This window comes from Nonomuraea sp. NPDC003709, from assembly GCF_040610775.1.
GTDB lineage: Bacteria > Actinomycetota > Actinomycetes > Streptosporangiales > Streptosporangiaceae > Nonomuraea > Nonomuraea angiospora_A.
The window spans coordinates 237,410-262,701 of sequence record NZ_JBEXMW010000009.1 but is presented as its reverse complement, the minus strand read 5'-3'; the positions used below and the strand labels follow the sequence as shown (position 1 = coordinate 262,701).

The 25,292-nt window shown below is 72.8% G+C and carries 25 protein-coding genes, 1 pseudogene and 1 riboswitch; of the genes and pseudogenes, 15 read left to right on the top strand and 11 right to left on the bottom strand.

The annotated features are described in order from the left end of the window. The first annotated feature begins 1 nt into the window (after window position 1). The 6 genes from ABZX61_RS27850 (at window position 2) to ABZX61_RS27825 (ending at window position 6,826) form a co-directional block, all read left to right on the top strand. Window positions 2-628: a MerR family transcriptional regulator gene (locus ABZX61_RS27850; RefSeq protein ID WP_350734657.1), complete on the top strand. Its 627-nt coding sequence runs from the start codon at window positions 2-4 to the stop codon at window positions 626-628. Between the two features lie 132 nt (window positions 629-760). Further along, the gene (locus tag ABZX61_RS27845; protein WP_090771501.1) at window positions 761-1,231 is read left to right on the top strand and encodes a bifunctional nuclease family protein; all 471 of its coding nucleotides are present in this window, start codon (window positions 761-763) and stop codon (window positions 1,229-1,231) included. A gap of 147 nt (window positions 1,232-1,378) precedes the next feature. Then, window positions 1,379-1,999 (top strand): MerR family transcriptional regulator, encoded by a 621-nt coding sequence (locus ABZX61_RS27840; protein ID WP_350734655.1) that lies wholly within the window; start codon window positions 1,379-1,381, stop codon window positions 1,997-1,999. A gap of 118 nt (window positions 2,000-2,117) precedes the next feature. Further along, a riboswitch (glycine riboswitch) is annotated at window positions 2,118-2,217 on the top strand. Window positions 2,218-2,385: 168 nt separating this feature from the next. Next, window positions 2,386-5,211 (top strand): aminomethyl-transferring glycine dehydrogenase, encoded by a 2,826-nt coding sequence (gene gcvP, locus ABZX61_RS27835; RefSeq protein ID WP_355198953.1) that lies wholly within the window; start codon window positions 2,386-2,388, stop codon window positions 5,209-5,211. A 177-nt stretch (window positions 5,212-5,388) separates the two neighbouring features. Then, window positions 5,389-5,979 carry a hypothetical protein gene (locus ABZX61_RS27830; RefSeq protein ID WP_355198951.1) on the top strand — a complete coding sequence of 197 codons (591 nt, stop codon included), beginning with the start codon at window positions 5,389-5,391 and terminating at the stop codon, window positions 5,977-5,979. Between the two features lie 49 nt (window positions 5,980-6,028). Next, on the top strand, window positions 6,029-6,826 hold the full coding sequence (locus ABZX61_RS27825; protein WP_355198949.1) for a tetratricopeptide repeat protein: 798 nt from the start codon (window positions 6,029-6,031) through the stop codon (window positions 6,824-6,826). Window positions 6,827-6,961: 135 nt separating this feature from the next. On the opposite strand, the gene ABZX61_RS27820 is transcribed toward ABZX61_RS27825, so the two are convergent. After that, window positions 6,962-7,312 carry a hypothetical protein gene (locus tag ABZX61_RS27820; protein WP_350734649.1) on the bottom strand — a complete coding sequence of 117 codons (351 nt, stop codon included), beginning with the start codon at window positions 7,310-7,312 and terminating at the stop codon, window positions 6,962-6,964. An 82-nt stretch (window positions 7,313-7,394) separates the two neighbouring features. Here ABZX61_RS27820 and ABZX61_RS27815 point away from each other — a divergent pair, with 82 nt between their 5' ends. Beyond that, complete coding sequence (locus ABZX61_RS27815; protein ID WP_355198947.1) at window positions 7,395-7,985, top strand: alpha/beta family hydrolase; 591 nt, start codon at window positions 7,395-7,397, stop codon at window positions 7,983-7,985. A 1-nt stretch (window position 7,986) separates the two neighbouring features. Here the strand turns inward: ABZX61_RS27815 and ABZX61_RS27810 are convergent, their stop codons facing one another. Both ABZX61_RS27810 and ABZX61_RS27805 read right to left on the bottom strand, forming a co-directional pair. Continuing rightward, the gene (locus ABZX61_RS27810) at window positions 7,987-8,178 is read right to left on the bottom strand and encodes a DUF5999 family protein (RefSeq protein ID WP_185074362.1); all 192 of its coding nucleotides are present in this window, start codon (window positions 8,176-8,178) and stop codon (window positions 7,987-7,989) included. A 200-nt stretch (window positions 8,179-8,378) separates the two neighbouring features. Continuing rightward, window positions 8,379-8,939 (bottom strand): TetR/AcrR family transcriptional regulator C-terminal domain-containing protein, encoded by a 561-nt coding sequence (locus ABZX61_RS27805; RefSeq protein ID WP_355198945.1) that lies wholly within the window; start codon window positions 8,937-8,939, stop codon window positions 8,379-8,381. A gap of 114 nt (window positions 8,940-9,053) precedes the next feature. Between ABZX61_RS27805 and ABZX61_RS27800 the strand changes: the two genes are divergently transcribed. Beyond that, window positions 9,054-9,452, top strand: coding sequence for a hypothetical protein (locus ABZX61_RS27800; protein WP_350734645.1), 399 nt, complete (start codon window positions 9,054-9,056; stop codon window positions 9,450-9,452). A 97-nt stretch (window positions 9,453-9,549) separates the two neighbouring features. Here the strand turns inward: ABZX61_RS27800 and ABZX61_RS27795 are convergent, their stop codons facing one another. From ABZX61_RS27795 to ABZX61_RS27785, 3 genes are all read right to left on the bottom strand, one after another. Then, window positions 9,550-10,923, bottom strand: a complete 1,374-nt coding sequence (locus ABZX61_RS27795; RefSeq protein WP_355198943.1) for an RNA polymerase sigma factor — start codon at window positions 10,921-10,923, stop codon at window positions 9,550-9,552. A 167-nt stretch (window positions 10,924-11,090) separates the two neighbouring features. Further along, complete coding sequence (locus ABZX61_RS27790; protein WP_355198941.1) at window positions 11,091-11,405, bottom strand: hypothetical protein; 315 nt, start codon at window positions 11,403-11,405, stop codon at window positions 11,091-11,093. Window positions 11,406-11,449: 44 nt separating this feature from the next. After that, a complete protein-coding gene (locus tag ABZX61_RS27785) occupies window positions 11,450-12,595 on the bottom strand; it encodes an AMP-binding protein (protein WP_355198939.1) in 1,146 nt (381 codons plus the stop codon). A gap of 48 nt (window positions 12,596-12,643) precedes the next feature. On the opposite strand from ABZX61_RS27785, the gene ABZX61_RS27780 reads away from it, so the two are divergent. Both ABZX61_RS27780 and menD read left to right on the top strand, forming a co-directional pair. Next, window positions 12,644-13,570 carry an o-succinylbenzoate synthase gene (locus ABZX61_RS27780; protein ID WP_355198937.1) on the top strand — a complete coding sequence of 309 codons (927 nt, stop codon included), beginning with the start codon at window positions 12,644-12,646 and terminating at the stop codon, window positions 13,568-13,570. Then, complete coding sequence (menD, locus tag ABZX61_RS27775) at window positions 13,567-15,228, top strand: 2-succinyl-5-enolpyruvyl-6-hydroxy-3-cyclohexene-1-carboxylic-acid synthase (protein ID WP_355198935.1); 1,662 nt, start codon at window positions 13,567-13,569, stop codon at window positions 15,226-15,228. Before ABZX61_RS27780 ends, menD begins: the two co-directional genes overlap by 4 nt. Here menD and ABZX61_RS27770 read toward each other — a convergent pair. Both ABZX61_RS27770 and ABZX61_RS27765 read right to left on the bottom strand, forming a co-directional pair. Continuing rightward, complete coding sequence (locus tag ABZX61_RS27770) at window positions 15,225-16,118, bottom strand: 5'-3' exonuclease (RefSeq protein WP_350734849.1); 894 nt, start codon at window positions 16,116-16,118, stop codon at window positions 15,225-15,227. The genes menD and ABZX61_RS27770 overlap by 4 nt on opposite strands. Then, window positions 16,118-17,389: a SpoIIE family protein phosphatase gene (locus ABZX61_RS27765; RefSeq protein ID WP_355198934.1), complete on the bottom strand. Its 1,272-nt coding sequence runs from the start codon at window positions 17,387-17,389 to the stop codon at window positions 16,118-16,120. Before ABZX61_RS27765 ends, ABZX61_RS27770 begins: the two co-directional genes overlap by 1 nt. A 133-nt stretch (window positions 17,390-17,522) precedes the next feature. On the opposite strand from ABZX61_RS27765, the gene ABZX61_RS27760 reads away from it, so the two are divergent. The 4 genes and pseudogenes from ABZX61_RS27760 (at window position 17,523) to ABZX61_RS27745 (ending at window position 20,066) form a co-directional block, all read left to right on the top strand. Continuing rightward, complete coding sequence (locus ABZX61_RS27760) at window positions 17,523-18,632, top strand: Xaa-Pro peptidase family protein (protein WP_355198932.1); 1,110 nt, start codon at window positions 17,523-17,525, stop codon at window positions 18,630-18,632. Window positions 18,633-18,638: 6 nt separating this feature from the next. Continuing rightward, on the top strand, window positions 18,639-19,400 hold the full coding sequence (locus ABZX61_RS27755) for a protein phosphatase 2C domain-containing protein (RefSeq protein WP_355198930.1): 762 nt from the start codon (window positions 18,639-18,641) through the stop codon (window positions 19,398-19,400). 59 nt (window positions 19,401-19,459) lie between these two features. Then, window positions 19,460-19,696: pseudogene (locus ABZX61_RS27750) on the top strand (AAA family ATPase); the annotation flags it as partial. Window positions 19,697-19,811: 115 nt separating this feature from the next. Continuing rightward, window positions 19,812-20,066, top strand: coding sequence for a helix-turn-helix transcriptional regulator (locus tag ABZX61_RS27745; protein WP_355198928.1), 255 nt, complete (start codon window positions 19,812-19,814; stop codon window positions 20,064-20,066). Here ABZX61_RS27745 and ABZX61_RS27740 read toward each other — a convergent pair. The 3 genes from ABZX61_RS27740 to ABZX61_RS27730 all read right to left on the bottom strand — a co-directional run bounded on the left by ABZX61_RS27740 (window position 20,059) and on the right by ABZX61_RS27730 (window position 22,521). Further along, on the bottom strand, window positions 20,059-20,532 hold the full coding sequence (locus tag ABZX61_RS27740; RefSeq protein WP_355198926.1) for a hypothetical protein: 474 nt from the start codon (window positions 20,530-20,532) through the stop codon (window positions 20,059-20,061). The two genes, ABZX61_RS27745 and ABZX61_RS27740, sit on opposite strands and share 8 nt — an antisense overlap. Then, window positions 20,529-21,110 (bottom strand): sigma-70 family RNA polymerase sigma factor, encoded by a 582-nt coding sequence (locus tag ABZX61_RS27735; protein WP_350734622.1) that lies wholly within the window; start codon window positions 21,108-21,110, stop codon window positions 20,529-20,531. The genes ABZX61_RS27740 and ABZX61_RS27735 overlap by 4 nt, the downstream gene beginning before the upstream one ends. A gap of 73 nt (window positions 21,111-21,183) precedes the next feature. Next, window positions 21,184-22,521: a S8/S53 family peptidase gene (locus tag ABZX61_RS27730; RefSeq protein WP_355198924.1), complete on the bottom strand. Its 1,338-nt coding sequence runs from the start codon at window positions 22,519-22,521 to the stop codon at window positions 21,184-21,186. 81 nt (window positions 22,522-22,602) lie between these two features. On the opposite strand from ABZX61_RS27730, the gene ABZX61_RS27725 reads away from it, so the two are divergent. Beyond that, the gene (locus ABZX61_RS27725) at window positions 22,603-25,230 is read left to right on the top strand and encodes a CHAT domain-containing protein (protein ID WP_355198922.1); all 2,628 of its coding nucleotides are present in this window, start codon (window positions 22,603-22,605) and stop codon (window positions 25,228-25,230) included. Window positions 25,231-25,292 lie beyond the last annotated feature (62 nt).

Sequence of the window (25,292 nt, the reverse complement as noted above, 5' to 3'; positions counted from 1 at the left end):
CATGAGCATCGGGGAGGTGCTCGCGCTCCTGCAGGGCGAGTTCCCCGATGTGACGATCTCCAAGATCCGCTTCCTGGAGGGTGAGGGGCTGATCGAGCCGGAGCGCAGCCCGTCCGGCTACCGCAAGTTCACTCACCTGCACGTGGAGCAGCTGCGCTTCATCCTGCGCGAGCAGCGCGACCATTACCTGCCGCTGCGGGTGATCAAGGACAGGATGGCCGAGAGCTTCGGCCGTCCGCGCGCCGTACAGGAGAAGACGGAGGTCCGGCTCAGCCGGGCCGAGCTGCTCGAGGCGGCGGAGATCGACGACGAGACGCTCACCGAGCTCGAGGACTACGGCCTGCTCGCCCCGGTGGCCAGGCGCTACGACGAAGAGGCGCTCAACGTGGCCCGCAGCATCGGCGCGCTGGCCCGCTTCGGGCTGCACGCCCGCCACCTGCGGGCGGTCAAGGCCGCGGCCGAGCGCGAGTGCGGGCTCGTCGAGCAGGCGGTCGCGCCCATACTCAAACGGCGGGCCCCCGGCGCCATCGGGGAGGCCGACGAGGTCGCCAGGGAGCTTTCCACACTCCTGCTCGACCTGCACGCATCCCTTGTGCGGTCGGGGATCCGGTCCGTACTGGGGCGCTGAGACCCTGGCGAGCTGGGAGGCGGAGGCGCATTCCATGCCCGCCGGGTGTTACGTTGAATTGCAGTAGCCAGTCAGCAGTAGCGACCCGCAAATAGCTGTGCCGGGTGACCGGTCAGGAATACGGAGCAGCCCGTGTTGCAGATGGAGGTCGTGGGCGTTCGAGTCGAAATGCCCACAAATCAGCCGATCGTCTTGCTCAAGGAGGCACACGGGGAGCGGTTCCTTCCTATATGGATTGGCATGACCGAGGCGACGGCCATCGCGCTGGCCCAAGCGGAGGAGCCACCGCCGCGTCCGCTCACCCACGACCTCTTCCGAGACGTGCTGAGCGCTCTGGGCGTCGGCCTGCGAGCGGTCAACATCGTCGCCTTGCGCGACGGCATCTTCTTCGCCGACCTGGTCTTCTCCAACGGCGTGGAGGTGAGCGCGCGGCCGTCCGACTCGATCGCGCTCGCCCTGCGCACCGGAGCGCGCATCTTCGCCAGCGAGGAGGTCGTCCAGGAGGCCGGGGTGATCATCCCGGACGACCAGGAAGACGAGGTGGAGAAGTTCAGAGAGTTCCTTGACACGATCACTCCCGAAGACTTCGGCAGGGCGGGGTAGGTATTTCGGTGCATTTACGCTTCACGACGCGCCGAGCCGGATCGTTGACTGAGCATGGTCACGGTCCTACGGTGCAAGTGAAACCCGTGGTCGCCCTTTACGAACCCCCAGATCAGGCCGCGGGATGAGAGAAAGCCGGAGGTCCGCGTGGCGGTCAGCAGCGGCGAGGGAAAGACGGCCGGCCAGGAAGATCCGGTTCGGCGCGAGAGCGCGCGGCAGCGTGCCGGAGAGCAGGGCCTGCTCTTCGACGAACAGCCGGCGTCGCTGCCGGCGGACATCGGATACCGCGGGCCGACGGCCTGCGCGGCGGCCGGCATCACCTACAGGCAGCTCGACTACTGGGCGCGCACGGGCCTCGTGGAGCCCACGATAAGAGCCGCGCAGGGCTCGGGCTCACAGCGGCTCTACAGCTTCCGGGACATCCTGGTGCTCAAGGTCGTCAAGCGGCTCCTCGACACCGGGGTGTCGCTGCAGCAGATCCGTACGGCCGTCCAGCATCTGCGTGACCGCGGGGTCGCCGACCTCGCGCAGATCACGCTCATGAGCGACGGTGTCAGCGTCTACGAGTGCACCTCGGCCGACGAGGTGATAGACCTGCTCCAAGGCGGTCAGGGCGTGTTCGGCATCGCGCTCGGCCGGGTCTGGCGAGAGGTCGAGGGCTCCCTCGCGGAGCTGCCGGGGGAACGAGCGGCGGTCGAGGACAGCGTCCCGGCCGACCACCCCGCTGACGAGCTCGCCCGCCGTCGCCGCGCGCGGCGCCTCAGCTAGCACACCCCCTTCTGCCGTGGGCCGCCGGACGCGGCCCACCGGGCAATCCGCACATAACGCATCGACGGGGAAATTCATGCGTAACGCGGAGGGTTGTAATCTAGGACAGCAAGGCTGACGACCCCGTGCGGGAGAGTCCCTGGGACCCGCGGGTCTCAGGGCGCCGAAGGAGCAACCCTCCCCGGAATCTCTCAGGCACCCTGTACCGCTCGGGTGAGGCAACTCTGGAAAGCAGGCGCGCCCGCCAGGCGCGCCTCACCGACGGTGCAAGCCCCGTTCCCGGGGTGAAGCTCTCAGGTCGCGGCGTCGCCGCGCTGACAGAGGGGGAGATCCGGCACTCGCCCGCGCCACGGCGCCGGTCTCCATAGCCTCAGGAGGCACTGTCCATGACCGACCTGTCAGCTCCGCCGTTCTCGTCCAGGCACATCGGCCCATCCGCGACCGAGCAGCAGCGCATGCTCGAGTCCGTGGGCTTCGAGTCCGTGGCGGATCTGGTGGCCGTGGCCGTCCCCGAGGCCATCAGGGCCAAGGACCGGCTCCAGCTGCCCGCCGCCGTCGGTGAGGCCGAGGCCATCGCCGAGCTGCGCGCCCTGGCCGGGCGCAACCGCGTGCTCACCTCCATGATCGGCCTGGGCTACCACGACACGATCACCCCCGCCGTCATCCGGCGCAACCTGCTGGAGAACCCGGGCTGGTACACCGCCTACACCCCGTACCAGCCGGAGATCTCGCAGGGCCGCCTCGAGGCGCTGCTGAACTTCCAGACCGTCGTCTCCGACCTGACGGGCCTGCCCGTCGCGGGCGCCTCCCTCCTCGACGAGGCCACGGCCGCCGCCGAGGCGATGACCCTGGCCCGCCGCTCGGGCAAGTCCAAGAGCAGCGTGTTCGTGGTGGACGCCGACGCGCTGCCGCAGACCAAGGCCGTGCTCGCCACCAGGGCCGAGCCCCTGGGCATCACGCTGGTGGAGCACTCCCTCGAGGGCGGGCTGCCCGAGTGTTTCGGCGTGCTCGTCCAGTACCCGGGCGCGTCCGGGCGGCTGCGCGACTTCCGCGCCGTGGCCGCCGCCGCGCACGAGGCGGGCGCGCTCGTCGTGGCCGCCGCCGACCTGCTGGCCCTCACCCTCGTGGCCGCGCCCGGCGAGCTGGGCGCCGACATCGCGATCGGCTCCTCGCAGCGGTTCGGGGTGCCGTTCGGGTTCGGCGGGCCGCACGCGGCCTACATGTCCGTACGCGAGGGCCTGCAGCGCCAGCTCCCCGGCCGCCTGGTGGGCGTGTCGGTGGACGCCGACGGCGACCCCGCGTACCGGCTGGCCCTGCAGACCCGCGAGCAGCACATCCGCCGCGAGAAGGCCACCAGCAACATCTGCACCGCGCAGGTGCTGCTCGCCGTCATCGCGAGCATGTACGCCGTCTACCACGGCCCCGAGGGGCTGCGCCGGATCGCCCACCGGGCGCACCGGCACGCCGTGGCCCTGGCCGACGGGCTGCGCCAGGCGGGCCTGGAGGTCGTGCACCGCGAGTTCTTCGACACCGTGCTCGTACGCGTGCCCGGCCGGGCCGCCGAAGTGGTCGCCGCCGCCGTCGAGCAGGGCGTGAACCTCTGGCGCGTCGACGACGACCACGTGTCGATCTCCTGCGACGAGAAGACCGGCGCCGCCGAGGTCGCCAAGGTGTGGGCCGCCTTCGGCGTCGAGCAGGCCGACGTGGCCCTGGACGCGGACGCGCTGCCCGCCTCGCTGGCGCGCGAGTCCGGCTACCTCACCCACCCGGTCTTCCACAGCCACCGCTCCGAGACCGCCATGCTGCGCTACCTGCGCAAGCTGCAGGACAAGGACATCGCGCTCGACCGCTCCATGATCCCGCTCGGCTCCTGCACGATGAAGCTGAACGCGACCACCGAGATGGAGCCGATCACCTGGCCCGAGTTCGCCGCGATCCACCCGTACGCGCCGGACGACCAGGCCGAGGGCTACCGCGAGCTGATCGGCACGCTGGAAAGCTGGCTGGCCGAGGTGACCGGCTACGACCGCGTCTCCATCCAGCCGAACGCCGGCTCGCAGGGCGAGTTCGCCGGGCTGCTGGCCATCCGCGCCTACCACCGTGCCAACGGGCACGGCGAGCGCGACGTCTGCCTCATCCCGTCCTCCGCCCACGGCACCAACGCCGCCAGCGCGATCATGGCGGGCATGCGGGTCGTGGTCGTGGCCTGCGACTCCGACGGCAACGTGGACCTGACCGACCTCGACGCCAAGATCGACAAGCACCGTGACGCGCTGGCCGCGATCATGGTGACCTACCCCTCGACGCACGGCGTGTACGAGGAGACGATCACCGAGGTGTGCGCCAAGGTGCACGAGGCCGGCGGCCAGGTCTACGTGGACGGGGCCAACCTCAACGCGCTGGTCGGGCTGGCCAAGCCGGGCGAGTTCGGGGCCGACGTGTCCCACCTCAACCTGCACAAGACGTTCTGCATCCCGCACGGCGGCGGCGGGCCGGGCGTCGGCCCCGTCGCGGTCCGCGGCCACCTGGCGGCCTTCCTGCCCGGCCACCCGCTGCACGACGGCACGCCGGTGGGCCCCGTCTCGGCGGCCCCGTACGGCTCGGCCGGGATCCTGCCGATCTCGTGGGCGTACATCAGGATGATGGGCTCCGAGGGCCTCACGGCGGCCACCGAGCAGGCCATCCTGTCGGCCAACTACCTGGCCAGGCGGCTCGCCCCGCACTTCCCCGTGCTCTACACGGGGCGCGGCGGGCTGGTGGCCCACGAGTGCATCGTCGACCTGCGGCAGATCACCAAGGAGACCGGGGTCACCGTGGACGACGTCGCCAAGCGGCTCATCGACTACGGCTTCCACGCGCCGACCATGTCGTTCCCCGTGGCGGGGACGCTGATGATCGAGCCGACCGAGAGCGAGGACCTCGGGGAGCTCGACCGGTTCGTGGACGCGCTGATCGCGATCCGCGGCGAGATCGACAAGGTGGCGTCGGGGGCCTACGACCCGGCGGACAACCCGCTGCGGAACGCGCCCCACACGGCCGAGTCGGTCAGCGCCGACGAGTGGACCCACCCGTACACGCGCGGCGAGGCCGCCTATCCGCTGCCGTCGGTGCGGGACGGGAAGTACTGGGTGCCGGTGCGCCGGATCGACCAGGCCTACGGGGACCGGAACCTGGTCTGCTCCTGCCCGCCGCTGGAGGCGTACGAGGACTAGGAGCCTTGGGCGTGGGTCCTCGTCGCTTCGCGTACGAGGACCAGCAGCCCACCGCGGGCGCGGCTTCACCACCGCGCCCGCGCCGACCACGGGCTCCCCTGGCGGGCGTCCGTCACCCCGTGGGTGGGGCATCGCGGGGGTCGGGTTGGCGTGGGATCATCGGCTGGGAGGCCGGTGATGGGCGACGGCGCGGTGGGCGACCTGGTCAAGGGGCAGGTGTCCCTGTTATCCGGGCTGATCGTCTGCCTGGTGATCATGCCCGGATGCCTCTCCTTCAACTGCGGGATGAGCGACTTCGGCGTCCACTGGCGCACGGTCGTCCCGTACGCCGTCGGGTTCCTCGGCGCGGCCCTCTACACCCGGAGAGCGCTGCGGGCCGCCGCGCCCGCCCTCCCCGCGCCGCGGTTCGTGGCGGTGGCCGGCGACTCGTTCGCGGTGCTGCTGGTCGGGATCCTGCTCACGCCTTACACCCTCGGGAGCGGCGTGCACTGGGTTCACAGGTCGTTCGGGGCGGCGCTGTTCCTGCACGAGCTGGTGCTGGCGGTGCGCATGGTGTCGTGGGCGTCCACCGGGGCGGCGCTGGTCGGCTTACAGGTGGCCGCCGGGGTGGCCTCCGGCGTGTCGGTCGTGCTGGCCGAAGGGCCGCTGGTGGTGGGGCAGGCGGTGTTCCAGCTCGCGTTCGGGCTGGTCATGATCAGGACCGTCCGCCTGCTGCTGCGCAGGGGTCCGAAGCCGGTCAGTCCTTCCGCGTCAACTGAGCAGACATGATCGACAGAAATGGTTAGGCTCGGTGCGACCGTCGCCAGAAGGAGCTCTCTTGACGTCCTCAGAGCTGGAGACCCCGCCCCTCGACGCCGCCCGCCGCCTGGCCGAACGCGGTGATCTCGACGGCGCCGCCGCCATCCTCGCCGAGCTGGCCGCCGACCCCCACGGCCCGGATCGGGCCCAGGCCGCGGTGGGGCTCGCCGTGGTGCTGGAGGAGCGCGGCGACGTGGAGGCCGCCAGGGCCGCCGCCAGGACCGCGCTGGCCACCGGGCACCCCGAGTACGCCGCCCAGGCCGCCTGTCACCTGGCCCAGGGGTTCGAACGGGAGGGCCGCGCCGAGCAGGCCAGGGCCGCCTGGCAGGCCGTCCTGGGGGTCGGAACGGCCGCATATGTGCCGCTTGCCCACCTCGCGCTGGCCCGGCTCGCGACGGCCGCCGGCGACCTGGACGAGGCCGAGAAGGAGCTGCGGGCCGCCATGGAGGGCGGCGACCTGGGCGTCGGCGCGCGGGCGGCCCAGGAGCTGGCCGACCTGCTGCTGGAGCACGGGGAGCCCGGGGCGGCGGCCGACGTGCTCCTGGAGGCGCTGGAATACGCACCGGCCGAGGAGGTGCCGGGGCTGCGGGTCCAGCTCGGGATCACGCATCTGGAGCTGGCCTGCGCGGAGTTCGCGGAGACCGTCGAGTACGGGGCGGACCCGCAGACCAGCGCCCTGGCCATCGAGCTCCTGGCCCGGACCCTGCCGCTGCGGGGACGCGCCGACGACGCGGGGCGGGTGTGGTCGTACGGGCTGGAGCACGAGGACGAGACCCTCGCCGCCGAGGTCCGCCTCCGCTACCACCGCGACGCCTGACGCGCCGGCCGGCTGTGCCCGCCTGACGCACGCCCGACTGCTGAGCCCGTTCGGCGCGCCCGACCGGAGAGAGGCGTCCGGGCAGGGGAAAGGGCGGGGGCGCTCCCGTAGGCCTCCGCCGGGTTTCCGCCGGGGTCAGTTGCGGCGCATGATGGCCGCGGCCGAGGCCACGTTGATGATCACGATCGCGATCCACGTGATCGTCAGCCCCACCAGCCCCGCGTTGCCGGCCGCGATGGCCGTCAAGGGGATGCCGATGCCCATCGAGCCCAGCGCGATCGGGATCATCGCCGCGCCCGGAGGGCTCTTCTGCCGGTGCGGCGTGGCGCCGTGGTGGTCCAGCTCGGAACGTACGCGGGCGGAGATCGTGGCGTCGAGCCGCTCCACGAACGACTCGACGAGCGCGGCTTCGTACTCGGGACCGAGGTCCCGGCGGGCGTCCAGGGTCGCCTGGAGATCATCCCGGATGGGGCGCTTATCTGGCATGACAGCAATCATCCATCGCCGGCGCCACGCCGTCATCCAACCTGAGGGCTAGGGCGCGATCCTCCCCAGGTACGGTGCTGGCATGGAGGTCATGACCCCGCGAGGGCCCGCGCTCGTCCAGGTGGACGAGGTGGCGGACCCGCGGCTGCTGCTGGTGCTCACCCACGGTTCGGCCGGGGGAGTGGACGCTCCCGACCTGCTCGCCGTACGGGACGCCGCGCTCGAGTCCGGGGCCGTCGTGGCCAGGGTGACGCAGGCGTTCAGGATGGCGGGGGCGCGGGCGCCGGGGTCGGCGGTCAAACAGGACGAGGCGTGGGAGATCGTCCTCAAGGAGGTGCGTACGCTCTGGCCGGGGCTGCCGCTGGTGCAGGGAGGGCGGAGCAACGGGGCGCGGGTCGCCTGCCGTACGGCCGGGGCGGTCGGCGCGGCGGCCGTGGTGGCGCTGGCCTTTCCGCTGCACCCGCCAGGGAAGCCGGAACGCTCCAGGGCCGACGAGCTACGCGGCGCCGGAGTGGACGTGCTGGTGGTCAACGGGGACCGGGATCCGTTCGGCGTGCCGGACGCCGCTGACGCGGCACGCCTGGTGGTGCTGCCGGGGGAGGGACACGACCTCAAGAAGGACCCCGCCCGAGTGGGCGAGGTCGTGGCGGAGTGGATAGTCCACTACGCCTAGTTCACGCCGCGCCGACCACGGGTCGGTGTGGTGCGATGGCGGCGCCGCTGGGCAGCAGCTCCCCGGTGTCCTCGAACAGGACGACACCGTTGCAGAGCAGGCTCCACCCCTGTTCGGGGTGGCAGGCGAGAGTGCGTGCCTTCTCGCGGTCGGGCGCCTCGGCATCCGGACAGGCCGGGTCGTGCGGGCACATCGGCGTGCCTCCGATATCTCGTGGGATGCTCCCGTTGGGAGGGGCGGGAGCCGGCTCGGGTAATTGTTCTGGCAAGTGTGCGACGGATGTCACACTCCCGGACATAGTCCATCAGGACTGTTACAGAAGGGATCCCCGTTCGTGTGACCTTCGACACAGCGTGCCGTATGCAGGATAACGGTCCAAGCGCGACACGCGCACTACGTTTGCAATCCCTTGAGCAGAGCGTCGAGTCCGCGCTCGAAATCGATATCGGCCCTTTCGTCCCGCCTGACCCATTCATCAACCTCAGGATCGGCCCAGCCCGACTGCTGCACCTCGACGGCCACGCTGCCGAAGACGAAGGCTCTCAGCGCCCGCACGGCCTCCGCGGCGTCGGTCAGCCCGCCGTCGGCGAGCTGCTCGGTCTGCTCCCTGATGGCGATGGCCGTGGCGCCCTTGGGGGGCTTGGTCAGGGCCAGCGCCAGCACGCCCGGATGCTCGCGCAGCAGCTCCCGCCCCGCCCGGCACCAGGCCTTGGCCGTCTCCTGCCAGGTGGCCGCCTGCTCGACGCGGACCGCGGTGACGTGCTCGGCCAGGGCGTCCATCAGCGCCTCCTTGCCCCTGGGCAGGTGGTGGTAGATGGCCATGGCCTCCACCTCCAGGGCGTCGCCCAGGCGGCGCATGGTGAGCCGGCGCAGGCCCTGGCTGTCGGCGATGTGGAGTGCGGCCTCGATGATGCGCTCGCGGGAGAGCGGGACGGGCGGTCTCTTGGCGGGCATGGAGATCATCTTACTTCGTAAAGCCGGTCGCGCCGGGTCGATTTCCCGCTGTGTCGTACGACGGCGTACCCTTGGCGGTTGAACGAGTACCGGCTGTGTGAAAGGGCAGGGTCGATGGCGTTTTTCCGTCCGCGGGTGAGCCGGGAGGCCGAGGTTCGCTATCACGCGGACCAGGAGATCTCCAAGAGCTTCCCCGAGTTGCTCGACAAGGCCCGGGAAGCCGAGGAGACGCTGCGTGTGCTGCGCGCCGCGGCGGCGGATGAGATCGAGCTGGTGGCAGCAGGGCGGGCCTTCGACCGCGCGCTGACCGACGCCCTGCGCGCCGCCGAGGCGGGGCAGCGGGCCACGTTCGGGGTGAAGGCCTACGACGACCGGATCGCGCGCCGCAAGGCCAAGGCGACGCCCGCCGGGTCGATGTGGACGGCCGAGGTCGACCGGCTGCGCACGCTGCGCGAGGACAACCGGATGTGGGGGATCCCGCGCGTGCCGCGCCCGGTGCCCGCGACCCTCTGACGCTTTGCCCGTCCCACGGGCATAAAACCCACGGACATGAACACGGGCATGAAGAAGCCCCGGCACAGCCTCCCTCGTTGTGCCGGGGCTTCGGTTTTCAGCTCGCCCAGTCCAGCAGCGGGCGGGTGTTGCTGGGGTGGCGGAGCTTGGAGAGCGACTCCTTCTCCAGCTGGCGGATCCGCTCCCGGGTCAGCCCCAGGTGCTTGCCGATCTCGTCCAGCGTGTGGGGCTTGCCGTCCACCAGGCCGAAGCGGAGCGCCATGATCCTCGCCTCCCGGGGCGAGAGGTTGTCGAGCACGCCGCGCAGCTGGTCACCCAGCAACTGACGGTCGACGATCTCCGAAGCCTCGGGCGAGTCCACGTCCTCGATGAGGTCGCCGATCGTGGTCTCCCCGTCCTCGCCGATCGTGGCGTTGAGCGAGATCGGCTGGCGGCTGGTACGCAGCAGCTCCTCGATCTGGTCGGGCGTCTTGTCCAGCTCGACGGCCAGCTCCTCGGGCGTGGGCTCGCGCCCCAGGCGCTGGTGCATGTCACGCTCGATGCGCGACAGCTTGGACAGCATCTCCAGCACGTGCACGGGCAGCCGGATCGTACGGGCCGAGTCGGCGAAACCACGCTGGATGGCCTGCCTGATCCACCACATGGCGTACGTGGAGAACTTGAAGCCCTTGGTGTAGTCGAACTTCTCCACGGCCCTGATCAGTCCCAGGTTGCCCTCCTGGACCACGTCCAGCAGCGACATGCCGCGGTCGGTGTACTTCTTGGCGACCGACACCACGAGCCGGAGGTTGGCCTCCAGCATGTGGTCCTTGGCCCGCTTGCCGTCCTCGATCACCAGGAGGAGGTCATCCTGGGCGGAGACGGACAGGTTGGGCTCGGTCTCCAGCTTGTACTCGGCGTACAGGCCCGCCTCGATCCGCCGGGCCAGCTCGACCTCCTGCGCCGCGGTGAGCAGCGTGCGGCGGCCGATGGACTTGAGGTAGGTGTGCACGGAGTCGCCCATGGCCGACTGGGTGTCGTCCAGGTCGATCTGCTCGTTCTCGATCTCGGAGTCCTCGGCGCTCAGCTCGAGGTCCTCCGGCACGTCCTCCTCGTGCTCCGGCTTGGGCTCGGGACGGGTCACGGCCTTGGCGGCCGCCTCGGTGGCGTTGGCCGGGGCGCTCTTCACCGTGCCGTTCCTGGACGGGGCGGTTTTTGCCTCCGCCGCCTTGCGGCCGGTAGTCTTTGCCCGCGCGGGCTTCCTGGGGGTCTTCCTCGGGGCGGTCTTGCTGAGAGACGGCTCGTTCTCGGCGGCCAGGCTCACACCGCTCTCCGAGAGCTCGCGCAGGATCGTGCGGCCTTCAGAGGGGCTGATGCCGGCGTCGGCGAACGCGTCACGCAGCTCCGCGAGAGAAAGGTGACCCTGGGCTCGCCCTCGTTCAATGAGTTGGTCGAGAGTCGCAGATGGGGTCGCTACGGCGGTTCTGGGCATGAGGACACCTCCTCCGTACGGAGTCGAAGCGATCAGGCAGGTTGTGGTGGGGCGGCTTCAGTCCGCACGGCGCACCAGTATCAATAACGCCAATCGCTGTCATTTGTTCCCGGTGGGACGAAAAAGGGGCGGATCGCCCGATAGACGAACCGCCCCTCCCGTCAGTCCTATTCCCGGATCTTGATCTCCCCGGGCGACACCTCGGGCATGGGCATCGGCTGGGCGTCCTGCAGACGCTGGTCCGTCCAGTAGTCGACGACCGCGTCGGGGTCGGGGTTGACATCGCGGGAGACCACGATGCCATCGTCGCTGGTCGTGGGCTTCGGGCTCGAAGTCGGCGGTGCCTTCTCCACCACGGCTCGGGTCTCCTTCGCGACCTGGTCGAGCTTGCCCGCCGAGGCGGCCGCCGCGACTGAGGCGCCCCCGACGACGATGACGCCGACGACGGCCGCGGATGCCCACATCTTGCGGGTTTGATCCATGAAGGCTCCCTCCCTCTCCCCAACTAAGACGCAGCCGCAACTCATCAGGTTCCTGCCCGGAGCCGGACGAAGTCGGTCTTCCCGTTCGGCAGCAGCGGCAGCTGGGGCACCAGGCGCAGGCTGCGCGGGGCGGCATGAGGGGGAAGCCTATCGCGGCAGAACGCCCTCAATTGAGGAAGCGTGAGTGGCGTGTCGGGATTGGCGGGCACCACGATGGCGGTGACCAGTTCGCCCCACTCGGCGTCAGGGGTGCCGATCACGGCCACGTCGGCCACCTCCGGGTGGGCGCCGAGCACCTGGGCCACGGCGGCGGCCACGACCTTCTCGCCGCCGGTGTTGATCACGTCGTCGGCCCGGCCCAGCACGCGCAGCCGGCCGCCGGCCATTTCGCCCAGGTCGGAGGTGCGGAACCAGTCGCCGTCGAACGGGTCGGCGGCGCCGAAGCGGTAGCCGGAGAACAGCACGGCGCCGGCGATCCTGATCAGCCCGTCCTCGCCGATCTTGACCTCCACGTTGTGAAGGGGCCGGCCGTCGTAGACGCAGCCGCCGCACGTCTCGCTCATCCCGTACGTCGTCACGATCCGGGCGCCGAGGCCCCGGGCCCGCTCCAGCAGCCCCGGCCGGGGCGCGGCGCCGCCGAGCAGGATCGTGCGGAACACCGACAGGTCCGCCCCCAGCTCGACCAGCCGGTGCAGCTGGGTGGGGACGAGGGAGACGTGGTCGGCCCCCGAGCCGAGCACCTCGTGCGGGTCGAACCGGGCGTGGATGATCGGCTCGCTCTCCGACAGCAGGGCGCGTACCAGGACCTGGAGGCCGGCGATGTGGGAGACGGGCAGGCAGCACAGCCAGCGCTCGCCCTTGGAGGCCGCCACGTGGCGCAGGGAGGCGGCGGCCGAGGCGCGCAGGGCGGTGGCCGAGAGCATCACGCCCTTGGGGGCGCCGGTGCTGCCGCTGGTGGCGATCACGACCGCCACGTCGGAGGGGACGCCCTCGCCGTCGCTCTGCGGCGCGCCGTCGGCGTGCGTGGGGCGCAGCGCGGCCAGGGCGGCCTCGGACTGGCCCGGCGCCAGGGGGAGCACGGCGGGTCCCTCGCCGCTCAGCGCGTCGCGGATCGCCGTGTACAGGGCGGGTCCGGGAGGCTGCACAATGGCATGCAGCGGACGGTCCGGATGCGACGGGTTCCTCCACATGCTCGTAAGGTTAGTGGCGACAGGTCGGACAGAGGCGCAGGGAGGGTCGTGACGCGTTCTCCCGTGGTCTTCCGCATCCCCATGCGCACCCGGTTCCGTGGACAGACCGTCAGGGAAGGCGTGCTGCTGCACGGTCCCGCCGGGTGGGGGGAGTTCTCCCCGTTCCCCGAGTACGGCCCGCGCGAGTGCGCCCGCTGGCTGGCGTGTGCCCGCGAGGCGGCCTTCGAGGGATGGCCGGAGCCGGTGCGCGACAGCGTCCCCGTCAACGCGACCGTGCCCGCCGTGGGGCCCGAGCAGGCCCATGACATCGTCCGGCGCTCGGGCTGCGGCACGGCCAAGGTGAAGGTGGCCGAGCGGGGCCAGACCTTCGACGACGACGTGGCCAGGGTGGAGGCCGTACGCGACGCGCTCGGGCCGGGCGGCCGGCTGCGGATCGACGCCAACGGCGCGTGGGACGTGGACGAGGCGGTGCGGCGGCTGAAGCGGCTCGACCGGTTCGACCTGGAATACGCGGAGCAGCCGTGCGCCACGCTGGAGGAGCTGGCGGCGGTGCGGCGGGCCTGCGACGTGCCGATCGCGGCCGACGAGTCCATCCGCAGGGCGGAGGACCCGCTGCGGGTGCGGGCGGCCGAGGCGGCCGACATCGCGGTGGTCAAGGTGCAGCCGCTCGGCGGGGTGCGCGCGGCGCTCAAGGTGGTGGAGGCGTGCGGGCTGCCCGCCGTGGTCTCCAGCGCCGTGGAGACGTCCGTCGGGCTGGCCGCGGGGCTGGCGCTGGCGGCGGCGCTGCCGGCGTTGCCGTACGCGTGCGGGCTGGGCACGATGGCGTTGCTGGCGGGCGACGTGGTGGACGACTCCCTGGTGCCGGTGGAGGGATCTCTGACGGTACGGCGCCCCCCGGTGGATTTTCAGCATTTGTCGGCTTTTGAGATTGAATCTCCCCAGTGGCTTCGCCGGATGCAGGAGGCGTCACGTTGAACCCCGCTACCGCACTGGCCACAGTCCTGGTCGACGAGCTGGTGCGCTGCGGCCTCACCGACGTGGTGCTGGCCCCCGGCTCGCGCTCCGCCCCGCTGGCGCTGGCGCTGCACGCCGAGTCGCGGGTGCGCCTGCACGTGCGCATCGACGAGCGGTCGGCGTCGTACCTGGCGCTGGGGCTGGCCAAGCGCGGCGAGCGGCCGGTGGCGCTGATCTGCTCGTCCGGCACCGCCGTCGCGAACTTCCACCCCGCCGTGATCGAGGCGAGCGAGTCGGGCGTGCCGCTGCTGCTGCTGACCGCCGACCGGCCGCCCGAGCTGCGCGGCACGGGCGCCAACCAGACGATCGACCAGATCAAGCTGTTCGGCTCGTCGACCCGCTGGTTCGCCGAGGTGGGGGTGCCGGAGGACCGTCCCGGGCAGGTCGCCTACTGGCGCTCGCTGGCCTGCCGCGCCTACCAGCGCGCGTCGGGCCCGTCCGACCCCGGTCCCGTGCACCTCAACCTGGCCTTCAGGGAGCCGCTGATCCCCGACGGCGACACCGCCTGGTCCGAGCCGCTCGACAGCGGCGGCAACGGCCCGTGGGTGCGCGCCAGGGTCGCGCCCCCGCCCGTCGCCCTGCACATCGCGCCGACCAGGCGCGGCGTGCTGGTGGTCGGCGACGGCGCGGCCAACGTGCGCCGGTACGTTGCGGCGGCGGGCATGGCGGGCTGGCCGGTGCTCTCGGAGCCCAACGGCGGCGGCCGCTACGGCGACCACGCGATCTCCACCTACCACTACCTGCTGGGCATGCCGGAGTTCGCGGACACCCACCGGCCCGACGTGATCGTGACGCTGGGGCGGCCGGGGCTGTCGAGGCCGCTGCTGTCGTGGCTGAAGCGGGCCGGCGAGCACATCGTGGTGGCGCCCGACCTGGGCCGCTGGCCCGACCCCACCCGCTCGGCCACGCAGGTGGCGCAGGCCGTGGAGATCCCGGTGGCGGCCGGCGACGACTCGTGGCTGCACGCCTGGCGGCAGGCGGACGCGGTGGTCAGGTCGGTCACGGACGCGGTGCTGGACGCCTCGGGCACGAGCGAGCCGCGCCTGGCCAGGGACCTGGTGGACGCGCTGCCCAACGGCGCGCTGCTGTTCTGCGGCTCCTCGATGCCGATCCGCGACCTCGACCAGGCGATGCGGCCGCGGCGCGGCATCAGGTTGATGGCCAGCAGGGGCGCCTCCGGCATCGACGGCGTGGTGTCCGCGGCGATGGGGGCGGCGCTGGCGCACAACGGCCCCTCCTACGCGCTGATCGGCGACCTTTCGTTCCTGCACGACCAGAACGGGCTGATCCTCGGGCCCCGCGAGCCCCGGCCCGACCTGTGCTTCGTGGTCGTCAACAACGACGGGGGCGGGATCTTCTCGCTGCTGCCCCAGGCGGCGGTGCGCGACCCGTTCGAGCGGGTGTTCGGCACGCCGCACGGGGTGGACCTCGCGTACGTGGCGGCGGCCACGCGGACGCCGTACACGCTGGTGGAGGACATCTCCGACCTTTCCAAGGCGATGCGCGGCGAGGGGCCGCGCGTGGTCGAGGTGCGCACCGACCGCGAGCAGAACGTCATCATGCACGCCCGCCTGCGCGAGGCCGCGCAGGAGGCCGTCCGTTCCTACCTGGAGAGCTAGCGGCTCAGCACGTCGAGCAGGCGGTTGAGCGGGCCGTCGAGGCCGTGGCGGTCGGCGAGGGCCACGAGGGCCTCGGGGTCGCGCGGCTTGGCCGGCAGGGTGAGGTCGACGTCGGGCAGCGGCGCGTCGGGGGCCACCTTGACGACGGCGGGGGCGGCGCTCAGGTAGTCGCGGGCGGCGCCCAGCTTGGTGCGGGCGCCCGCGGGGAAGCCGTCGGTGACGCCCGCGTCGAGGGCCTGTAGCAGCGCGTCGAGCGAGCCGAAGCGGGTGATGAGGGCGGCGGCGGTCTTCTCGCCGACGCCGGACACGCCGGGCAGGCCGTCGCTGGGGTCGCCGCGCAGGGTGGCGAAGTCGGCGTAGGCGCGCCCGGGGATGCCGTACTTGGCGGTGACGAACGCCTCGTCCACGATCTGCAGGTTGCGGATGCCGCGGGCGGTGTAGAGCACGCGTACGGGACGGGCGTCGTCGACGAGCTGGAACAGGTCGCGGTCGCCGGTCACGATGTCCACGGCGCCCGGGGCCCGGTGGGTGAGGGTGCCGATGACGTCGTCGGCCTCGTAGCCGGCCGACTCCAGGCGGGCGATGCCGAGCGCGTCGAGCACGTCCTGGATGACGGCGATCTGCGGGACGAGCGCCTCGGGGACCTCCTCGGTGTCGCCGTGGGCGACGCGGTGGGCCTTGTACGTCGGGATCGCCTGGACGCGGAAGGCGGGCCGCCAGTCGGCGTCCATCGTGGCCGCGAGCTCGGTGGGGGAGTGCTGGCGGACAAGGGTGGCGATCATGTCGATGAGTCCGCGCACGGCGTTGACCGGAGAGCCGTCCGGGCCCTTGATCGACTCCGGTATGCCGAAGAAGGCGCGGAAGTAGAGCGACGGGGTGTCGAGAAGCATCAGCACGGGTCTATGGTCGCACTCTTGACGAGCGGTTCCGTGCTCTGTGCCGGTATGGAGACCGCCAGCAGGCAGGCGTCGTCCTCGGGGTTCGGGCCGCCGATGTCGGCCAGGAGGTGGTCGAGCCCGGCGTCCAGGTCGCGGGCGGGCACATCGCGGGCGGCGGCCAGGACCAGGTCGAGGCCGACGTCGATGTCGCGGGTGCGCCTCTCGACCAGCCCGTCGGTGAACAGCAGCAGCAGGTCCCCGGGCAGCAGCCGGGTGGTGGCCAGCTCGTACGGGCGGCCCGAGGCGGCGCCGAGCAGCACGCCGCGCGGCTGGTCGAGCTGGCGGGCGACGCCGTCGCGCACGAGGATGGGCGCCAGGTTGCCCGCCTGGCCCCAGGCGAACACCCGGGTCTCCGGATCCAGGTGGCCGATGATCGCGGTGGCGGTGGTCTCCTTGAGCTGGTGCATGGCGAGGTCGTTCAGCCAGGTGAGCAGCCGGTGGGCGGGCTGGCCGGTCATGGCCAGGCCGACAAGGGCGTGGCGGAGCTGGGCCATGTGGGCGATGGCGGGCAGGCCGTGGCCGGAGACGTCGCCGATGGCCAGCAGCAGCCGGCCGTCGGGGGCGGGCGCGGCCTCGAACCAGTCGCCGCCCAGGCTCGCGGTCTTCTCGGCGGGCACGTAACGGACCGCGATGGTGGCGTACGGCAGGTCGAGGCATCCGGGGTGCTCGGGGAGGATGGCCTCGCGCAGGGCGAGCATGACGTGGAGCTCCTCGGCGGCCTGCTCGCGGGCCTCGAGGAGCTGGCGGCGCGACTCCGACATCAGGCGCTCGGCGCGGCGGCGGCCGGTGATGTCCTGGATGACGCCGTGCAGGCCGATGGGACCGCCGGGGGCCATGAGGGGTTCGAGGACGACGCGCAGGTCGCGCAGCTCGCCGCGGCGGCGGATGCGGAACTCGGCCTGGACCGGCTCGACGCTCTCGACGGCCGACCACAGGAGCCGGTCGAGCGTGCCCATGTCCGCGTGCTCGACGTGCTTGGCCAGGTCGGGCAGGGCGATCGGGCCGTCGGCCGGGTCGCGGCCGAAGATCAGGTAGACCTGGTCGGACCAGATCGTCTCGCCGCTGTGCATGTGCCATTCCGCCCAGCCCATGTTGCCGAGCCGCTGGGCGTGCGCCAGCCGTACGGCGAGCATCTCGGCGTCGTTCTCGGAGCCTGGGTGGTCAGTGTGGCCTTTGTTGCTCTTGTGACCGAGCGGCTCGGCCGCGCCTGCGACGTCGACCATGGTCCCACTTTCAAAGATGGACAATTGACCCTACACTACGTGATCAATCTTGAACGGAGTGTAGCGGGGGCTTGCCGTGTTGTGAGAGCTTTTCGCGGATTTTAGGCGGCGCGGTCCGAGTAGATTATGGGCTGTGACGTCCTCAGATCTGTATCCCGTGTCCCGTCTCACCGCCGTCCAGGAGGCCACCGCCAAGGCCGGTCTCGACGCCCTTTTGCTGACGCCCGGCCCCGACTTGCGCTATGTGAGCGGATACGAGGCCAAGCCGCTGGAGCGGCTGACGTGTCTCGTGGTGCCCGCCTCCGGCGAGTCGTACATGATGGTGCCCCGGCTGGAGCTGCCCGCGGCGCAGGCGTCGCCCGCCTCGCGGCTGGGGCTGGAGTTCGTGGCATGGGACGAGACCGACGACCCGTACGCCATCGCGGCGGCGCGGCTGGGCCAGGTCGAGAAGGTGGGCCTGGCCGACCGGATGTGGGCCATGTCGTCGCTGCGCTTCCGCGAGGTGCTGCCGGGCGCCGAGCAGGTGCTGGCCGGGACCGTGCTGCGTGAGCTGCGCATGCGCAAGTCGGCCGCCGAGGTGGCGGCGCTGCGCGAGGCGGGGGAGGCGATCGACGCGGTGCACCGGCGGGTGCCGGAGTTCCTGCGCGCCGGGCGCACCGAGCGCGAAGTGGGCCGGGACATCGCGGAGGCGATCCTGGCGACGGGCCACGCGACCGTCGACTTCGTCATCGTCGCCTCCGGGCCCAACGGGGCCAGCCCCCACCACGACGTCTCCGACCGGGTGATCCAGGCCGGCGAGCCGGTCGTGGTGGACATCGGCGGGCAGCTGCACAACGGCTACTGCTCCGACTCGACGCGCACGTACAGCGTCGGCGAGCCGCCCGCGGACTTCGCCGCGTACTACGAGGTGCTGCGGCGGGCCCAGGACGCGGCCTGCGCGGCGGTGCGGCCGGGCGTCTCCTGCGAGTCGATCGACGCCGCCGCCCGCGACATCATCGCCGAGGCGGGATACGGCGACTACTTCATCCACCGCACCGGCCACGGCATCGGGATCGAGACGCACGAGGAGCCGTACATCGTCTCCGGCAACGGCGAGCCGATGGAGGCCGGCTTCGCGTTCTCCGTGGAGCCCGGGATCTACCTGCCCGGCAGCCACGGGGCGCGGATCGAGGACATCGTGGTCTGCACCGACACGGGCGCCGAGCGGCTCAACAACACCCCGCGCGACCTCGTCATCGTGTAGGAGGCCGTGTTCGCGGAGGTCGCCTGCGCCAGCAGGCCCGGGTCCGGGCGGCCCAACGAGGACCTGGTGATCGCGGGGCCGTCGTGGATCGTCGTGCTCGACGGGGCGACGGCCCCTCCCGGGGTCGCCGGCGGGTGCGCGCACGATGTGCCGTGGCTGGTGCGGTGGCTCGGGGACGCGCTGGCGGCGGGGCTGAGCGCCGATCGCGACTCGCCGCTGGCGGAGATCCTGGAGGCGGCCATCGGGACGACGATGGCCGCCCACTCCGGCACCTGTGACCTGGACGATCCCGACTCGCCGTCCTCGACGGTGGCCATGGTGCGGACCGGCCGGAACGGGGTCGAATATCTCGTGCTGGGCGATTCGCCCGTCGTCTTCTCGCTGGCGGACGGCGGCGTCCGGGTGGTGAGCGACGACCGGGTCGAGGGCCTGCCGGGCGGGCGGCCGTACACGGTGGAGCTGGTGCGGCGGATGCGCAACGCGCCCGGCGGGTTCTGGGTGGCGGGCAGCCGCCCGGAGGCGGCCCGGCAGGGGCTGTGCGGCGTCGTGGCCGACGCGCGCGGCGTGGGCGTGCTCACCGACGGGGTGTCGCGGCTCGTCGACTGGTACGGGTGGAGCTGGCGCGACCTCGTGGCGGCGCTGGACGGGCAGGGGCCCGAAGCGGTGATCGCGGCGGTCAGGGAGCTGGAGCGGGACCGGGGGCCCGTGCACGGGAAACGGCACGACGACGCCACTGCCGCCTGGACCCGGGTCGGCGCCCGGCCCTGAGGTGTATCAGGGCCCGCCGCCCGCCCTCTGGGAATGCGAGGGCGGCGGAGGGAGTGCTCATGTTCGTCGGCAGGACAGCGGAGCTCGCCCTGCTGGGCGCGGAACTGCGCGCGGCGGACGGGGGATCCGCCCGGAGAGCGGTCGTCGAGGGGCCCGAGGGGATCGGCAAGACGGCACTCATCCACCGGCTCGTCGCGTCCGGGGGCGCGCGGGTGCTGGCGGCCAGCGGCGAGGAGAGCGAACGGGAGCTCCACCTCGGCGTCGTGCGCCAGCTCCTGGACGAGGCGGCATATCTGGGGGCGCCCGCGGCGGCGGGGCCGGACCCGTGCGCCGCCGGGCAGGCGCTCAGCGGCCGCGGACCGGCTCGGCGCGGCCCGCGCGATCTTCCATCGGCTGGGGGCGCGCCCGCTCGTGGACCGCTGCGCCCAGGAGCTGGCGGCGTGCGGGCTGGAACCGCCCGCGACGATACGGCTCGGGCTCACACCCCAGGAGCTCAGCACCGCCACCCTGGTGGCCGGCGGGCTGACGAACCGGCAGATCGCCAGAGAGCTGCTCATCAGCGTCAAGACCGTCGAGTACCACCTCGGCAAGATCTACGCCAAGCTCGGGATCGGCTCCCGGGTGGCGCTGGCCGCCAAGTTGGGCGACCTGACGACGGTCAGATGAGGATCCAGGTGGTCACCACGGGGCCGCCGCAGTCGGGGCTGACCCGCAGCCGCAGCGGGCCGGGCGAGAGCTCGCCCGTGCTGAACCGGCCCAGCTCGTCCGCGCACACCGGCGTGCCACCGTCCCGCCGCTGCACCACGATCTCGGCGGGTGTACCGCCCGACACCCGCCCCACCAGCCGCCGGCCGGTCACCTCCAGCTCCACGACGACCTCCCCGGCGGCGAACGACAGCAGCCGCGCCCGCCCCCCGCCGCGCACCCGGGTGGCCGACAGCTCCTCCCACGAGTCGAACGTCAGCTCGGCCAGCTCCGCGTCCAGGGACCTGAGCGCGTAGGCCAGCATCGCCTCCTCGAACAGCCCCGCCGGGACCGGGTCGAGCCGCTCGGCCGCCGCCCGCAGCCGTTCCTCCAGCTCCAGGTCCCCATCATCCATGGCGTCGTCCATCGCGCCGTCCACGCCGTTCACCCCCTGATGCCGTTCACGCCTCGCCGGTTCATCAGGACGGCCAGCCGTTTGAGGCAGCGCCCCCTGTTCGGGCCGATGCTGCCGACCGGCATGTCCAGCCCGTCCGCGATCTCCTGGTAACTCGGCCGCGGCTCGGCGATGAGGACGCGCAGCAGCCGCCTGCAGCGCTCCGGCAGCTCCTCGAACGCGCTCCACAGCTCCTGCTCGCGCTCGGCCTGCTCGTTCGCCTCCTCCGCCTCCAGCAGCAGGAACTCGGGCGAGCGATCGTCGGCGTCGAGGCCCATCAGCTCCAGGTCGCCGACCGGCAGGGCTCTGCCGCCGGTGCGCAGGACCCGCAGCGCCTCGTGCCTGGCGGTGCTGGCCAGCCAGGAGCCGGCCCGCTCGGGCTCCCGGAGCCTGGTCAGGTGCTCGGCGAAGCGGTACCACGTCGTCTGGCACACGTCCTGGGCGTCGGAGTCGTTCACGAGGTAGCCTCGCGCCACGGCCCACACCAGCCCGCTGTAGCGCTGGTAGAGCTCCTTCCACGCCCCAGCGTCGCCGTCCGCGGCAGCCGCGACCAGGGTTGCGGTGTCGTCCACTGCGGCGGCTCCCTATATCTGGGCGGGAAGCCCAATATATTTCGCATATCGCCGCCGGGCGGGTAACTCGCCATCATCGGAGGAAACCGCTCAGATCCGGTACGGCCAGCCGCCCCGCGAGAAGCTGCGCCGCGGCCTCCCGCGCCGACACCTGCTCCTGCGCCATGCGGGCCGCGATCATCCCGGCCACGATCGGCGTGGCGAACGACGTGCCGCTCCAGGCCGCCAGACCGGTGAAAGTGGCCTTGTCGCCCTCCTGCAGCGTGGCCATGCAGGTGCAGCCGGGGTAGTGGGCCGGGTCGGCGAAGCGGCAGGTGGTGCGGTGCGGGTAGCCGTACTGGTAGGGGCCGGAGGTGAAGGCGTTGACCAGGCGCTCGCCCGGCGCGTACACCGTGACCCAGTCGCCGTGGTTGCTGAAGCAGGCCCGGCCGAGCCCGTCCTCGCGCAGCGCGCCCACCGACAGCACCACGTCGCCGGAGGCGTTGACCGGCTCCGCGGCGAACGCGGCCGGCCAGAACGGCAGCGTCTCGCCGTCGTTGCCGGCCGCGGCCACCAGGAGCGTGCCGGGGTGGGCGGCCAGCTCGTCCACGAAGTCGGCCAGGCCGAGCAGCGCGCTCGCGTCGGCGGTCCTGGTGCCGGCCGACAGGGAGACGATGTCCGGCCAGCCGTGCTCGTCCAGGATGTGCAGCAGGGTCTGGCCCAGCTCGTCCTCCAGGGCGGCGCCCGCGTACGGGAAGGCGTTGTAGACGCGCACGTCGGCGGCGGGCGCCACGCAGCGCAGCACGCCGGCGATGAAGGTGCCGTGGCCCACGTACGGCTTGATCAGGCCGTCGGGGTCGAGCTCGTCGCCCGGGGCGGTGACGTCGCCGTCCACCTTGGGGATGTTCGGGATGCCCGAGCTCTCGGCCAGCCACTGGTGGTCGAGGTAGTCGTGGACGAGGCCGGTGTCGAGGACGGCGACGCTCACCCCCGCGCCCCGGTCGCGGCCGGACAGGGGCGGGTTGAGCGGCCCGGCGCTCGGGACCGGCTCGTCGCCGGGGCACAGGTTGACGCCCGCGACGGTGACGAAGTGGACCAGGCTCGACGCGATGTCCTCGCGGGCCAGGTGCTCGACGGTCCGGTGCAGGTTCCTGGAGCCGACGGAGAGCCGGCGCATGGAGGCGCGGCCGACGATCCTGGCCCCGGCCACGCGGACCGTGTCGGGGCCCGGCTGCAGGCGCTGGACGGTCGCGGCGGCCCGGCCCGCGTCGGCGTCGCGCACCAGGACGTGCCCGGCGAGGTGGGCGAACCGCGGCTGCACCGCGGATCCCGGCGCGGCCCCTTCGGGGCCCGCGACCGCGCGCATGCCGTCCGGCAGCGCCGCGTTGAGTATCTCCAACTGCTCCCAGAACCGGCTGTCCGATGGGGTCATTCTCTGCGTCCCTCCCTGCGATGTACGTATGTAGGAGCCATCACCGGAGCCGCTGATACAGCAGGGGTCTACGATCGTTCCGTGTCCCGGGAAGATCCGCATGACCTGCTGGCCATGGTCTTCGCGAGACCCCGGGAGGCCCTGGCGGCAGCCAGGGCGCTGCTGGCCGACGGGAGGGGCCCGTACGAGTCCTCGATCGCCAGGCAGGCGCTCGGGATCCTGCACCGTGAGTTCGGCGACCTCGAGGCGGCCATCGGGGAACTGCGCCATGCCGTGCGCCTGGCGCGGCGCTCCGGCTCGGCCGACCGCGAGACCGACGTGCTGGCCACGCTGGGCATCGCGCTGCTGCAGTCAGGACGTACGCGGGCGGGCCTGTCGGCGCTCGACCAGGCCGCCACCCGGGCGGACGGCACGACGCGGGCGCGGGTGCTGTTCCGCCGCGCGGGCGCCCGGTGGATCCTGGGCCGGCACGGGCCGGCCCTCGACGACCTGCGGGACGCGGTGCCCGCCCTGCTGGCGGCGCGTGACACGGTGTGGGCGGCGCGGGCGCTGACCCTGCGCGGGCACGTCCAGCTCGCCCTGGGCGCCGTCCAGGCCGCCGACGCGGACTTCCGCACGGCGCAGGACATGCTGGGCCCCACCCGGCAGGAGCACGACTCGGCGGTGGCCGTGCAGAACCGGGGGGTGGCGGCGTTCCGCACGGGCGATCTGCCCGCGGCGCTCGCCCTGCTGGACGAGGCGGAGCGGAGCTTCCACTCACTCGGCACGCCGATGTTCGACCTGGTCGGCGACCGGTGCGCGGTCCTGCTCGCCGCCGGGCTGGCCCGGGACGCGCTGGAGCACGCGGACGGAGGGCTGCGGCTGCTGGCGCGGCTGCGCGGCCAGGCGACCCGGCGCGCCGAGCTGCTGCTCATCGCCGCCCGCGCCGCCCTCCAGAGCGGCGACCCGGCCACCGCCGGCGAACGGGCGGGGGAGGCCCGGCGGCTGTTCGCCCGCCAGCACCGCGCGTGGTGGTCCGAGCACGCCCGCCTGATCGTCCTCCAGGCCGAACACGCCACCCCGGACGTCCCGGCGCGGCGGACCGCGCTGGGTGAGGCCCGGCGGCTCGCCGCGCGGCTGGCCGGGCTGGGGTCACCGGAGGTGTGGCAGGCCCACCTGGTGGCGGGACGGATCGCGCTCGCCCTGGGCGAACCGGGCGTGGCCGAGCGGCACCTCGCCAGGGCCGCCGACGTCCGGCACAAGGGGCCCGCCACGTCCCGGGCGGGCGGCTGGCTGGCCGAGGCGCTCCGGGCGGAGGCGGCCGGGGAGCCGCGCCGCCTGCTGCACGCCTGCCGGGCCGGGCTGGCGCTCATCGAGGAGCACCGGCTCACGTTCGGCTCGTCCGAGCTGCACGCGCTGGCCACCGCCCAGGGCGCGGAGCTGGTCACGCTCGCCCAGCGGCACCTGCTGCGCGAAGGTCGGCCCCGCCGGCTCCTGGCCTGGACGGAGCGGTGGCGGGCCACCTCGCTCGCCGTGCCCGCCGTGAGCCCGCCCGAGGACGGCGAGCTCCTGGCCAGGCTCACCGCCCTGCGGCAGGCCGAGCACCTGCTGGCCCAGGCCCGCCAGGACGGCGCCGCCTCGGCAGCGGCCCTGGAACGCGACCGCAGCCGCCTGGAATCCCGCGTACGCTCCGCCACGCTCCATGCCAAGGGGCGTTCGCGCGGCGGAGGCGAGCGCCGCGACCGCGACGACGACCGGACCGGGCGGCTCCTGGACGCCCTCGGTGGGGGCCGGCTGGCCGAGCTGGTCGCCGTGGACGGCACGCTGCACGTCCTGCTCTGCGGCGGCGGGACCGTGCGCCGCCACACCGCCGGGCCCATGGACCGGGCCGTCGCGGAGGTCGAGTTCGCCCGCTCCAGGCTGCGCCGCCTCGCCTACGAACGCGACCCCGACCAGGGCGAGCTCCACGACCTGGGCACCCGGCTGGAGCGGGCGGTGCTCGGCCCGGTCGCGGGCCTGCTCGGCGAGGAGGGGCCGCTGGTCGTGGTGCCCCCCAGCACCCTGCACACCACCCCCTGGGGCCTGCTGCCGTCCCTGCGTCGCCGGCCCTTCACCGTCGCCCCCTCCGCCGGGGCGTGGCTGCGCGCCAGGTCGGCGCCGCGCCCCGACGGCGGCCGCATCGTCCTCGTCCGCGGCCCGGGCGTCGCCCACGCCGACCGCGAGGTACGCGAGATCGCCGGCCTGTACGCCCAGGCCGACCGTGACGTGTCCTGGGACGTGCCCTGGGACGTGTCCCTCCTCGAGGCGGGGCGGTCCACCGCGCCCGCGGTGCTGGCGGCCATCGACGGCAGCCTGCTCGCCCACCTGGCCGCGCACGGCACGTTCAGGGCCGACAGCCCGCTGTTCTCCTCGCTCCACCTCGACGACGGCCCCCTGACCGGCTACGACCTCGAACGCCTGCGCCGCGCCCCCCACCACCTGGTCCTGTCGAGCTGCGACTCCGGCCAGATGGCGGCCGTCGGCGCCGACGAGCTGCTGGGCCTGGCCACCGCCCTGCTCCGCCTCGGCACCGCCGGGATCGTCGCCAGCGTCGTCCCCGTGAACGACGAGACCGCCGTGCCCGTCATGCTCGGCCTGCACGACGGCCTGCGCCGCGGCCTCGGCCTGGCCGAGGCGCTCTGCCGGGCCAGGGGCGACGACGTGTCGTTCATCGCCATCGGGGCAGGCTGATCGGGCCATTGATGGGAAGCGCGCGATCATGAAACAATTCCCCAACAGATGGATATCGGGGT